This window comes from Palleronia marisminoris, from assembly GCF_900172315.1.
In the GTDB taxonomy this organism is placed as follows: domain Bacteria; phylum Pseudomonadota; class Alphaproteobacteria; order Rhodobacterales; family Rhodobacteraceae; genus Palleronia; species Palleronia marisminoris.
The window spans coordinates 1-11175 of sequence record NZ_FWFV01000008.1; the positions used below are offsets into that span (position 1 = coordinate 1).

General features: G+C 64.8%; 12 protein-coding genes. 3 read left to right on the forward strand and 9 right to left on the reverse strand.

Annotation, left to right across the window (positions count from 1 at the left end; translation table 11 throughout):
* Positions 1–66 precede the first annotated feature (66 nt).
* From PAM7066_RS13310 to PAM7066_RS13350, 9 genes are read right to left on the reverse strand one after another with little or no spacing between them, the layout of a single operon-like run.
* The gene (locus tag PAM7066_RS13310; RefSeq protein WP_085854718.1) at positions 67–645 is read right to left on the reverse strand and encodes a hypothetical protein; all 579 of its coding nucleotides are present in this window, start codon (positions 643–645) and stop codon (positions 67–69) included.
* A 29-nt stretch (positions 646–674) separates the two neighbouring features.
* Positions 675–1052 (reverse strand): hypothetical protein, encoded by a 378-nt coding sequence (locus tag PAM7066_RS13315; protein ID WP_085854719.1) that lies wholly within the window; start codon positions 1050–1052, stop codon positions 675–677.
* The gene (locus PAM7066_RS13320) at positions 1049–1525 is read right to left on the reverse strand and encodes a GspH/FimT family pseudopilin (RefSeq protein ID WP_085854720.1); all 477 of its coding nucleotides are present in this window, start codon (positions 1523–1525) and stop codon (positions 1049–1051) included. The genes PAM7066_RS13315 and PAM7066_RS13320 overlap by 4 nt, the downstream gene beginning before the upstream one ends.
* Complete coding sequence (locus PAM7066_RS13325; RefSeq protein ID WP_085854721.1) at positions 1522–2766, reverse strand: type II secretion system F family protein; 1245 nt, start codon at positions 2764–2766, stop codon at positions 1522–1524. Before PAM7066_RS13325 ends, PAM7066_RS13320 begins: the two co-directional genes overlap by 4 nt.
* Positions 2753–4414, reverse strand: a complete 1662-nt coding sequence (locus PAM7066_RS13330; protein WP_085854723.1) for a GspE/PulE family protein — start codon at positions 4412–4414, stop codon at positions 2753–2755. The genes PAM7066_RS13325 and PAM7066_RS13330 overlap by 14 nt, the downstream gene beginning before the upstream one ends.
* Entirely contained in the window at positions 4411–5334 is a 924-nt protein-coding gene (locus tag PAM7066_RS13335) for a hypothetical protein (RefSeq protein ID WP_085854724.1), read from the reverse strand. Before PAM7066_RS13335 ends, PAM7066_RS13330 begins: the two co-directional genes overlap by 4 nt.
* The gene (locus tag PAM7066_RS13340) at positions 5331–5852 is read right to left on the reverse strand and encodes a hypothetical protein (protein WP_085854725.1); all 522 of its coding nucleotides are present in this window, start codon (positions 5850–5852) and stop codon (positions 5331–5333) included. Before PAM7066_RS13340 ends, PAM7066_RS13335 begins: the two co-directional genes overlap by 4 nt.
* Positions 5852–6442, reverse strand: coding sequence for a type II secretion system protein GspM (gene gspM, locus PAM7066_RS13345; RefSeq protein ID WP_085854726.1), 591 nt, complete (start codon positions 6440–6442; stop codon positions 5852–5854). The genes PAM7066_RS13340 and gspM overlap by 1 nt, the downstream gene beginning before the upstream one ends.
* Positions 6435–7160: a PilN domain-containing protein gene (locus tag PAM7066_RS13350; RefSeq protein WP_175484648.1), complete on the reverse strand. Its 726-nt coding sequence runs from the start codon at positions 7158–7160 to the stop codon at positions 6435–6437. The genes gspM and PAM7066_RS13350 overlap by 8 nt, the downstream gene beginning before the upstream one ends.
* Positions 7161–8089: 929 nt before the next feature.
* Here PAM7066_RS13350 and gspD point away from each other — a divergent pair.
* From gspD to gspG, 3 genes are read left to right on the forward strand one after another with little or no spacing between them, the layout of a single operon-like run.
* Positions 8090–10141 (forward strand): type II secretion system secretin GspD, encoded by a 2052-nt coding sequence (gene gspD, locus PAM7066_RS13355; RefSeq protein ID WP_217639966.1) that lies wholly within the window; start codon positions 8090–8092, stop codon positions 10139–10141.
* Positions 10142–10153: 12 nt separating this feature from the next.
* A complete protein-coding gene (locus tag PAM7066_RS13360) occupies positions 10154–10645 on the forward strand; it encodes a prepilin peptidase (RefSeq protein ID WP_085854731.1) in 492 nt (163 codons plus the stop codon).
* A 3-nt stretch (positions 10646–10648) separates the two neighbouring features.
* A complete protein-coding gene (gspG, locus tag PAM7066_RS13365; protein WP_085854732.1) occupies positions 10649–11110 on the forward strand; it encodes a type II secretion system major pseudopilin GspG in 462 nt (153 codons plus the stop codon).
* Positions 11111–11175 lie beyond the last annotated feature (65 nt).

The window sequence follows — 11175 nt, forward strand, 5'->3', positions numbered from 1 at the left end:
ACCGACGCGGGATGAACGTCCGCTGGCTCCTGCGTGGAGAAATGCCAGGAAAAGCAGCGACAGGCCTCAATTCAGCGAGGCGAAGTCCCGGACGCTGACCGGGCGGTTCGAGTGATCACGCGTAAGGGTGATACGCACTCCGACAGGCAGCTTTTCTTCGGACCAAGCGGCGCGCACAGCACCGTCGGCATCGACATAAGAGAATTCCGCGCCGTCGAGTCCTTCGATCACCACCACCTCTGCGACGATGCTGGCACCGCCGGGGCGAGCAGGACGCAAGATCTCGATCAATGACAGCTCACCGCCGGCTCGCCGTGAGGCAATGGTGACCTCGCTCAGGCCATTCGTGCTGAAGCCGCGAGGTGTCACGGCGACGAAGCGCAGACCAGCGCCCTCGCCTACGAGGGCGGGCTGCCCGCGCGAGTTGGTGTCGGTTCCGGCACGGGCTTCCGGGGCGGAGAGAGGCATCGCACGCGCTGCCGAGATTGTCCGCGCCAGATGGTCGGCCGCTGCCGACAGTTCAGCGCGGATAGCTACCTCGTCACCGACACGTCCCACCGTGCGCAGCTGGCCAAGGAAGCCTGCCATAACCGCGGACATGATCGCCACGATCGATAGTGCCACAAGGAGCTCGATCAGAACCACGCCACTCTCCGACGTATCGTCTGATGGCGTCATGGCGTCGCCTCGCCGACAACAAAGCTGCGAAACACGTAGGATTGCGTCGCCCGTGGCGGCCACACTTCGATGGTTACGGCGAAAAGCGGGACAGGGTTGTCGTCAGGCAGTTCACGCGCGCTGAGCTGCCACGTTGCGCCACCTGGTGCTTGGCCGGAGAATTCCCCCTCCGCGGCCACCGCTCCGCCGTGTACCGCCGCAACCTCGCGGGCGACATGTGTGGCGGCGGTGGCCTCTCCAGCCCTGCGCATCGCGAGCGTTGCCTGGGAGACGGCGGCGATAGCAGCAGCCAGAGCTACGGACAGAACCACAAAGGCGACGAGGGTCTCCAGGAGAACGAAGCCGTCTTCTCCCTCCACTTTACCGACCGTCATGGCGCCCGCGCCGAGATCACGCGTGGCAAGCCGGTGAGCCAGCTGACCTCGAGCCGAGCTGAAGACCCTTCGGAGGAAAGTTCCAGCTCGGCTCCGGACGAGCTGCCGTCGGCGCGGAACACCAGGGCTGCCGTGCTGCCACCGGTGGCGGGCCGCGCAAGGCTTCCCTTGAAGCTCATTCCCGGCGGTAGACGCAGCGGAGTGGCGCCCGGCGGATAGGCAAACGTGCGCGCCTGCAGGTCGATCGCCACCGACGTGTCCCGGCCAGTCCGCAACGCGTCGGACCTGGCCTCGAGGATGATTGCCTGCAATTGCTCTGCGACCAATCGGGGCGCGGGGGTGGGGTCACGACGCCCCAGAGCGCCTGCGGCGAGACCAGCAATCACGGCGAGGATAGTCAGCGTGACGAGCATCTCGACGAGCGTGAATCCCGCCTCTCCGCTCCCGTCGTTCCTGGGCGGACTCGTCTTCATTGAATCGCGATCTCGTTGATGCTGAGCAGTGCGGTCATTACCGAAACCACCAAACCTCCCACCAGGCCACCCATCAGAAGGGTGATCACCGGGGTCAGGAAGGTCAGAAGCCGGGCCACCCGCCGTTGCAGCAGGCCGTCGATCATCAGGCCCGACCGCCCCAGCATTGCCGCCAGAATGTTCGATTTCTCTCCCAGTCTGAGAAGGGCAACGATGGGATCAGGAAACTGCCCGGTCGCGCCTATGGCCTGCCAGAACGGAGCGCCCTCGGAAACGCGCGTCCGCGCCGCCAGCAGAGTGCCATGCTGCGACGCCGTCGCCGCCGTTGCCGCCGCCAGGCGCATTGCCTCGAGCATCGGGACGCCGTTGTCCAAGAGCAGCGACATGGTCGTCAGATAACGTGCATTGACGCTGCTGCGGATTCCCGTGGAGAGGCCGGGAACGCGCAGCAGGGCCTCGGTCGCCGCATCCCGGCCGGCAGGCGTCATGAACCACAACAGCATCGGCAGCATTGCCGCCCCGGCTGCAGCGAAAAGCAACGGTCCGGGGCCGCCGACAAAGGCCCCGAAGGCGAGGAGCACGCGGACAACTGCCGGTGCTGGAACCCCGGCATTCTCAAAGACCGGCTTCAGTGCCGGTGCCAGGTAGAGCGACAGCAGAAGGAAGGCGAAGATCATCACGACCATGAGGAAGGCCGGGTACATCAGCGCCTCCGTCACCTCGCGTCGTCGGGCCGCGCGACGCATGAAGGTGTCTGCCAGGGTTCGCACCACCACATCGAGGCGACCACTGGACTCGCCGCTGGCGAGCAGGGCGGCGACGTCGTCGGTAATCTCCGGCGCGGCGGCAAAGGCCTGGGAGACTGAAAGGCCTTCGGTGAGCCTGCCATGGATCTCGGCCGCGCGGCGTTTCTGCGGGCGGCTCGTCTCGGCGTCAGCGACGGCCTTGATCGCCACGTCGATCGTGAAGCCAGCCTCGAGCATCACCGAGAGTTCGGTGAAGAACCGGCCCAGGTCGAGTCGCGTTTCCAGGGTGAAGCCGCGTGCTGCCACGCCATCTTTCGCAGGAGCCGGAATGGTGCGGCGCCCACCTGTGCCCCCGCTACCCAGTTCGAAGGGAATGCGACCGGACTGTCGCAGCTGGCGCACCGCATCTGCCTCATCGACGGCTTCCAGGGTGCCGGTCTCGATTTCGCCGTCCGGCCTGTAGGCCTTGAACCGGATGCGGCTAGTCGCGCGCATCGAGGCTCTCCCGAACCTGGTCGAGCACACGCCTGACTTCTGCTGGCGTCGTGATGCCTGCTGCGGTGAGTCCAGCAGCGTGATCGACCATTCGCACGAAGCCCTGTGCGACGCTGCGATCAAGCACCTCACTCTCAGCGGCCCCGGCGTTGATCGCCCCGGCAGTCTCGCGGGTGACGTCGAGGATCTCGTAGGTGACGGTCCGCCCCGAGTAGCCTGTGTCATGGCAGAGGTCGCAGCCCGCTCCGCGACACGAGAGGCAGGTCTTGCGCAGCAGGCGCTGCGCGATCACGGCCCTGATCGTGGCGCCGATCAGGTAGCTGTCGACCCCCATGTCGGTCAGCCGGGCGAGTGCGCCGGAGGCGCTGTTCGTGTGCAGGGTGGAAAACACCAGGTGTCCGGTGAGTGCCGCCTGTATGGCGATCTGGGCCGTCTCGCGGTCGCGGATCTCGCCGACGAGGATAACGTCGGGGTCATGGCGCAGAACAGAGCGCAGCGCGCGGGCGAAGGTGAGGTCGATGGAGGGGTCGACCTGGAGCTGGGTGATTCCGTCGAGGCGATATTCGACCGGATCCTCGACGGTGAAGATCTTGACCTGCTCGGACTGCCTCTCACGCAGAATGGAGTAAAGCGTCGTGGTCTTGCCGCTGCCCGTCGGGCCAGTCACCAGAATGATCCCGTTTGGTGTCTGGGCGAGGGCGCGCAAGTGTCCGATCGCGTCGGGCGCATAGCCGAGCGCTTCGAGGCTGAGCGTCACGCCGGAACGGTCGAGAATGCGCAGGACGAAAGACTCGCCATGCACGCTCGGCAGGACCGAGACGCGCAGGTCGATTTCCTGGCCGCGCACGGCGACCCGCATCCGCCCGTCCTGCGGCAGTCGGCGCTCGGCGATGTTGAGCTGAGAGAGGATCTTGATGCGCGTGGCGATACCCGCCAACATTGACCGCGACGTGGTTTCGACGAGGTCCAGCATGCCGTCGCACCGCATCCTGATGCAGACATGATCCGAGCGCGGCTCGATATGGAGATCGGTCGCGCCACGGTCCACCGCGCTCTGGATGATATAGTTGACGAACCGGATCACCGGTGCCTCTCGGGCAACGTCGCGCAAGCGCTCTACATCGTCGAAATCCTCGTTTTCGACCACGGCGGTCGCAGGTCGGTCCGTAAGCTCCGGTGCCGCGCCTGCATCGCCGCGCAAGGTCCGCAGCGTCTCGAGGATATGACTGCGGGTGCAGACGCGGAGTTCGACCGGGCGGTCCAGGCAATATCCGACAGCTTCCGCCGCGTTTGCCGAGAAGGGATCGGCCACGGCCACGACGACCGCTGCGCCGGCGAGTTCGATTGGCAGAACCTGGTTGGCCTCAAGGTAGGCCAGACCCACGCTGTCGAGGAGCGCGCGGTCGATGGCATCTGCGGCGACAGCCGTGGTGGAGAGGGATAGGTACTCGGCCATGTGCCTCGCCAGGTCGACCTCCCGCGTCAGGCCGAGTTCGATCAGCACGACGTCTGCGGCATGATCCGTCGAGGCGCGGGCGTTGCGCGCCCGCTTCGCCGCCTCGGGCGTCAACAGTCCGTGCACCTGGAGGAAGGACAGGAAGCCGTCGAAGTCGCGAGTCGGCGCCAGGTGTTGCTCCAGGGTGCTCATGCCGACAGACCTCGCAGATGCGCTGTTGCCCCGGCCCCGAAGAGCGTTTCGCAGGATGTCGCAATCGCGGCGGGCGCACGCTCCATCTGTCTGGCAGGTGCGATCCTGCGTTCAAGGCTTCGCAAGCGTCCGTCCTCCACGGCGAGGACGCGTTCCGAGAAGCCAAGCGTGCCCTCACCGCCACGTACCGAGACCTCGATACGGAAGGTAGTCGCGGCCGGTGCGTCGGCCGTGATGAACGGACGGAGCGGCGTCGGCTGTCGTGGCAGCACCGTCGCCAGTCCCGCAGGCATGTGTGGCCCCGCGATCTGAGCCTGTCGGGACTGCACGGTGAAGGTTTGGGTCAGGCGCAGCGGAGAAAGATCCTTCAGCGCCGCGAAGGCGTATAGCTCTTCGACGGCGGCGAAGGGTGCGCCGCTGAAGTCATCGAGCAGCAGCAGCGACGACAAGGCTGACGCAGCCACGCTGTCGGTCTCTGCTGTGCGGTAGGCCAGTATCGCGTCGGCATGCTTGCGGGCCACTGCGGCCGAGAGGCCAAGGGAACGCAGCGCCACGTCCAGAAGTTCGGCTTCGGCGGCATTGAGATCGACGAGGCCGTGTTGATCCTGCACCCTGACAAGGATCGAGAGGTCGCCCGCGCGGCACGCAGCGGGAGAAGCGTCAAGCGCGAAGGCCGGCACGGTCTCGCCTTGCCCCACCCGCGCGAGAGTGCGGCCCGTGACGGTCACCAGCCCGTCAGCGAGTAGGTCTAGCCTCTCTTCGGCGAAGCGATCCGACGCTAGGTCGAGGCTGGATCTTGCGGCAAGCGTGAAGCCGCTAACCAGAGTGGTGACCACCAACAGGAACCCTACCACAGCCAGCAGGGCGAAGCCGTCCTCCTCGGCAAGCTCCTGGCGGAGGTGAGGGGCCGGGCATCTCATCCGCCCGCGCTGTCCGGATAGAGGTTGAGCGGGACGACGTTCTCGGCGTTCTCTACCGTCACCGAGTTCCCATCGATCTCGCGCACCACCCAGGCCCAAGCGGTCTCGCCTTCGCTTACCCAGACCGTCTCGTAGCCGCCCGGATCGCCGAGAAGCGCTCTTTCCCGGCCGCTCGCGACCCCGATCCCAACGAGACGCGGGGCAGGGGGCGCCGGCTCCTGAATCGGCGCCGCGTTTGCGATGAGGGGGAGCACGACGGGTGCGGGCTCCGGCGGCGGCTGCCAGGCTCGCCGCGTCTCGGTAAAGAGCGGCCGGGCCAGGACGTGGTTGCGATCGAGAATCGGCAGATCAATCGGTCGCCCCGCCGAAGCAGCGGTATCGGGACCGGCATCGGCGGCGGCAACGGCCCGCGGAGGGGCTATCGGCGTCACCTCGAGCGGCCTGGTGCCCACGGCCCAGATCTCGGCGGCAACGACCGTGGCAAGGGTGAGAGCCAGAACGAGGCGAAGGGCCAACATCACAGCGCCCCCTCGTCACCGGGGCGAAGCGCCCCCTCGATCTGAAGCTGCATCAGGAGCTGCACGGGGTCGGCACTGCCGTCCGCATCTGCCGAGGGGCTGCTTGTGTCGATCCGCGCCGTGCGAATGGTCAGGTAGGGCACGGCGCTCTCGATGGCGAAGATGGTTTCGACGATCTCGCTGTTGGTTCCCGTCATGCTGACATCGAGCCTGGCGAACCGGGTCCCATCGCGCTCGACGACGGGAGAACTGCCGACCGAGAGGAGATTGACGCCGCTCGCCTCGGCAATCTCTCCGACACGACTCTGAAAGGCGGCCTGGATCAGAGAGGTGCTGGCGCCGGTAAGGAACTCGGGGCCACCTTGGGTCGGATCGGATGCAATGGCCGGACCGGGGGCCGCGGCGATGAGCAGGTTCAGGTTCCCCAGCTTCTGCCGCTCGGATGCGATCCGCTCTGCCTTGGCCTCGAACGCAGCGCCAACGACGTTCATCCCGCCGAACGCGAGACCGAAGACCAGCAGGGGCGCAACGACAGCTGCAATTTTCCGGCCGAGGCGCGGGGCATTCAGCAGGGTGGTGCGGCTATCCATCGGCACTCTCCGCCTGGAGCGCAATCGTGAAGCGTTCGCCTGCCTCTCCCGATGTGCGAAGTACAGGTTGAGTAAAGGTCGCCTCGCCGAACACGGGCGAGGCTTCGAGCAGGGGGATCAGGCCGGCGGCGGTTGTCGAGGTGCCCGTGAGCAGGACCGTGCTCTCGTCAACGTCGACACGGTTCAGCCAAGTCCCGTCCGGCAGGGTCAGCGCAAGTTCTTCCAGCACCCGTACCAAGGGCAGGGCTCCGGATTTGGCGCCGCGCACTGCCGCGATGCGGACGATCTCCTCGGCACGGGCATGCATGTCGGCACGCACCTGCGCCGCTTCGATCTCGGCGCGCGCGATCTCGCGGTCGAGCGCCGCCAAGGCTTGTTCTTGACGCCATGCCCACGTGGCGCCGAGGCCAAGAAGGCCGATCAAGGCCAGAACCGCCGCCATGCGAGCGCCACCACGCAGAAGGCGCTCCCGGCGGGGCCTGTTTCCGAGCGCTGCAAGGCTTGGCCCGTCGGCGCGGACGAGCCCGCGCGGCGTCGCCAGTGCAAGGCCGCACAAAGCAATGCGCGCCGAGGCGAGGCTTTCCACGAGGGGAGCGACATGGTCGCGCCGCAGGATGGCGTAGATGCTTTCAGGATCGTCGACGCGATAGGACGGCTTGACCAGGATGCACTCGTCCATCCGGAAGGGGGTCGCTGTCGCGAAGTCGAGCCGCGCCATGGCGTCTCGCCGACTCGCGGGGAGGCGCAGCGGCGAGAGCCTGCGCAAAAGGTAGCGGTCGGGTTCTACGACAAGATACACCATGCGGCGTCGACCGGAACGCAGGGCCTTTCCGGTTTCGGAGGGAGCAACGTGGATTGGTGGTCCGTCGCCCGTTTCGACGGTCACGCCGGATCGAGACAGGCGAAGTAGGGTCTGCGACTTTGCCGCGCAAATTGGCCGCTCCCGGAAAACGAGCGCCCCCGCTTCCCACGACCACCACCGGATCAAGTCCGTGACATACGGGATCAAACTTATACCCATGCCAGGTTCCGCCCCCCCGGAAACAACCCCTGGCGCCAGTATAGCCGATTTTTCAGCGCGGCTATCACCTAGTTTTGCCAATTAGGGCACGGATTGGTGATCTCCGACTAACATCGGCTGCAAGCGCCAGCCGCAAATTCCATAGCAGGCTGGGTCCTGCAGCTGACCGGGCGCAAAGGCAGGCGCTGCCATGACGCTCGTCTGCTAATCCGCCGTCATATGAATTCATGTCAGAATTTCGGACATTGGAGGGAGGCCCGTGAACGCTTCTGGTTCGGGACCCGGACCGGAAAAGCTTCACGGCTTCGTCTGGAACGACCTTCCTGTGCAATTTGGCCTCACTGCAGTCCAGTCATCTGCGTGCTGGTCCATTTGGAGTGACAGAATGCCCGCTTCTGTTACTCTGATGCAGAAAGATGCGGCAGAGATACTTGAAAAATAAGACAAAGCGTTCCGCAGCAAGGTTGAGGTAGGGCAACCTGCAAGGCAGGCTGAACTTTGAGTCGAGGATGGTGCATGCGTACAATGCCATCGCACGGAGTGACCCGCTGGCCGTGCGCCGTGTGCCGGGTCGGTTCCGGGCCGATTATAGTGAGAGCGGAATGAGTGTCTCGGTAGCGCGGAACGTGGCTCTTGCGGGTCTTGCCGCCGTCATTCTGCATGGTTGTGCAGCCGACAAGCCGAGGGATAGCCGCTTCGATTCTCTTCTGAGTCGCCTCGACTTGCGGAGCAGTGGCAGTGACACTGGCAGTGCCGGCTGGGGAGGGTTTCTTCCTGGCACGCGCAATCCAGTGATCCAGCAGGGCACCGGTGAGTTCCTCGATCCCGGCGTGCCGCCAATCAAGGTCGAGCCCACGCTGGCCGGAGACGAAGGCTACCAACTGAACCTCGTGGACGCACCAATACCGGCCGCGGCGCAATACGTTCTCGGCGACACGTTGAACCTCAACTACGTGGTCGATCCGAATCTGGCGGGGACGATAACGCTGCAGACCAGTTCGCCCGTGAGCCAAGAGGCCCTGGTCGACATCTTCGAAGCCGCGCTGGCAGCGAACGGCTATGCCATCGTGCAGAATGCAGGTGTATACAGGATCGTTCAGTCGAGCGCGGCGATCTCGGGCACGCCGCCCGTCAGCGTTCCCTCCGCATCTCCGAATGCACCCGGTATACGGGTCCTCGCGGTGCCGCTTTCCTACATCGCGGCCGAGGAGATGCGCGACATCCTCACCCCGATCAGCCCGCCCGGTTCCATACTGCGCTTCGATCCGGTGCGAAATTACCTTCTTCTCGCCGGGACCAGCTCGGACCTTTCAGCAATGCTCGACTCGATCTCGGTGTTCGACGTGGATTGGATGAGCGGCAAGTCGGTAGCCCTTTTCCCGCTCAACGACGCGTCACCCCAGGCGGTAGCGTCGCAGCTCGAGGAGATCTTTCGCGGTAATGACGCCGGCTCGGACGTGATCCGCTTCATCCCCAACGAGCAGCTCCGGTCGATCCTCGTGGTCACCTCTCAGCCTAGCTACCTTTCGCGTGCGGCCACATGGGTCCGCAAGCTCGACACCATCGGCGGGGCAGGACAGAAGCGCCTCTTCGTCTACTCCGTGCAGAACCGCGCTGCCGAAGAACTCGCCGAGGTGCTGCAGTCTGTTCTGAACGGAGGCGGAAGCCAGGTTGCGCCGGACCTCGGTGAAGTGCAGGTGATCACGGACGGTGAGATAGAGCCGACCCTTGCGGAGTTCGGTGCGGAGCCCACTTTCACCGCCAACGAGAACTCGAGCGTGGTCGCCGACAGCGAAAACAACGCCCTCTTGATCAGTTCCACCGCAGATGAATACCGCCGTCTCGAGCCGGTTCTGCGGCGCCTCGACACGATTGCCACCCAAGTCATGCTTGAGGCGATAATCGTGGAGGTCACACTCAATGACGAGCTGCGCTTCGGCGTGCGGTGGTTCCTTCAGAACGGCTCGGCGAGTTTGCGCCTCTCGGATGTCGCCTCCGGCGCCGTCGGCCCCAATTTCCCCGGCTTCTCCTGGAACAGCAGCTCCAGCGACTTCCAGATTACGCTCAACGCGTTGTCGAGCGTGACCGATGTGCGGGTGATTTCGTCGCCGACATTGATGGCCCTCAACAACCAGGAGGCCGTGCTGCAGATCGGTGACCAGGTGCCGATCATAACTCGCACTGCGGAAAGCGTGGATGATGCAGACGCGCCGGTGGTGAGTTCGGTGGAGTTGCGGGACACCGGCATCATCCTCAACGTCATACCTCGCGTGAATGCGGTCGGCGGTGTGCTGCTCGACATCGAGCAGGAGGCGAGCCGTGTGGTCGAGACGACCACATCGGGAATCGATTCCCCGACGATCCAGCAAAGACGTCTACGTACCAGGGTCTCTCTCACCGACGGTGAGGCGCTGGTACTTGGCGGCCTGATCCAAGAGGGGACGCAGCGCAATTCGGATGGCGTGCCGATCCTGAGCAAGGTTCCCGTCGTGGGCGGCCTCTTCCGTGACCGTAGAGATCGCCTCGATCGAACCGAACTGCTGATTTTCGTGCGTCCGCACGTTTTGCGCGACGCCCGCGAGGCGCGTTCGGTGAACGACGAGTTCCGCCGGCGTCTCGACCTCGGCGGCGAAACCGCCGGCCAGCGTATCGGCCGAGATCTTCAACGCTTGCGCTGAAACCGCCCGGAGATGATCGTCGCCTCAGGCCTTTCCGGACTAGTGCTTCTGGCAATCCTCGTCGCGATCACGGTGGCCGATATCAGGCACCGGCGAATCCCCGACCTCTTGAACCTGCTTTTGGGCGTCGCCGGAATGGCTACCAGAATCGTCGCCGAGGGACGCGTTCCTTTCGCTTCCGTGGTCGCAGGACTTGTGGCCGCGGGGCTGCTCTGGGCTGTCGCGGCGACCTTCCGGCATCTTCGAGGTATGGTGGGGCTGGGGATGGGCGACGTGAAGATGATTGGTGTGGCTGCGATCTGGATCAGCCCCTGGAACCTGCCTCTGCTGCTCGCAATTGCTTGTCTCACGGCGCTTCTGGGTGTCGCTGTGGCAGCCTTGTCGGGGCAGGGCCCGAACAAGCACACGCGAATTCCATTTGGCCCGTTTCTCGGACTGGGATTGATGTTAACATGGGGATTGGAGGTGTCGGGAGGACCGACTCTCGAATTGTCGGGTATGTGATCCATGAAGTACGAGCATGATCGGCGCAGCCGCCGGACTAATCCGCGACCGTCCGAGGAGGCCGCAGATGCGGGATTCACGCTTGTGGAACTTCTGGTGGTACTCTCGATCATTGTGCTTCTAGGGGGAATCGTGGCCCCGCAGGTGCTCCGCTACCTGGGGTCTGCCAGAAGCGACGCGGCCGCGACCCAGATCCAGAACATCGAAAGCGCGCTGGAGTTGTTCCTGATCGACAACTTCAGGTATCCGACCACAGAAGAAGGCCTTGCCGTCCTGTCCGAGCCGAATGCCCAACTTTCCGAGCGGTGGAACGGACCCTACCTGCAGAACGCCGCAGCTCTCACCGATCCATGGGGCACGCCCTATGTCTATCGCAACGAGGACGGCGAGGTGCAGATCATGTCATTCGGGCGCGACGGCAGCCCCGGCGGCACCGGCGAGGACCGCGATCTTTCCAATTCATGACCCGGAACGTGTCGCAGTCCCAAACTGTCTAGTCCGACTGGCCGATAGTCTGCTGCGGTCTCTAC

Excerpts from the sequence above, each read along its gene's own strand:
- PAM7066_RS13330 (WP_085854723.1), bottom strand. The coding sequence starts at position 4,414 with ATGAGCACCCTGGAGCAACACCTGGCGCCGACTCGCGACTTCGACGGC.
- gspG (WP_085854732.1), top strand. The coding sequence starts at position 10,649 with ATGAAGTACGAGCATGATCGGCGCAGCCGCCGGACTAATCCGCGACCG.
- PAM7066_RS13340 (WP_085854725.1), bottom strand. The coding sequence starts at position 5,852 with ATGTTGGCCCTTCGCCTCGTTCTGGCTCTCACCCTTGCCACGGTCGTT.
- gspM (WP_085854726.1), bottom strand. The coding sequence starts at position 6,442 with ATGGATAGCCGCACCACCCTGCTGAATGCCCCGCGCCTCGGCCGGAAA.
- PAM7066_RS13315 (WP_085854719.1), bottom strand. The coding sequence starts at position 1,052 with ATGACGGTCGGTAAAGTGGAGGGAGAAGACGGCTTCGTTCTCCTGGAG.
- PAM7066_RS13320 (WP_085854720.1), bottom strand. The coding sequence starts at position 1,525 with ATGAAGACGAGTCCGCCCAGGAACGACGGGAGCGGAGAGGCGGGATTC.
- PAM7066_RS13325 (WP_085854721.1), bottom strand. The coding sequence starts at position 2,766 with ATGCGCGCGACTAGCCGCATCCGGTTCAAGGCCTACAGGCCGGACGGC.
- PAM7066_RS13350 (WP_175484648.1), bottom strand. The coding sequence starts at position 7,160 with ATGGCGCGGCTCGACTTCGCGACAGCGACCCCCTTCCGGATGGACGAG.
- PAM7066_RS13360 (WP_085854731.1), top strand. The coding sequence starts at position 10,154 with ATGATCGTCGCCTCAGGCCTTTCCGGACTAGTGCTTCTGGCAATCCTC.
- PAM7066_RS13335 (WP_085854724.1), bottom strand. The coding sequence starts at position 5,334 with ATGAGATGCCCGGCCCCTCACCTCCGCCAGGAGCTTGCCGAGGAGGAC.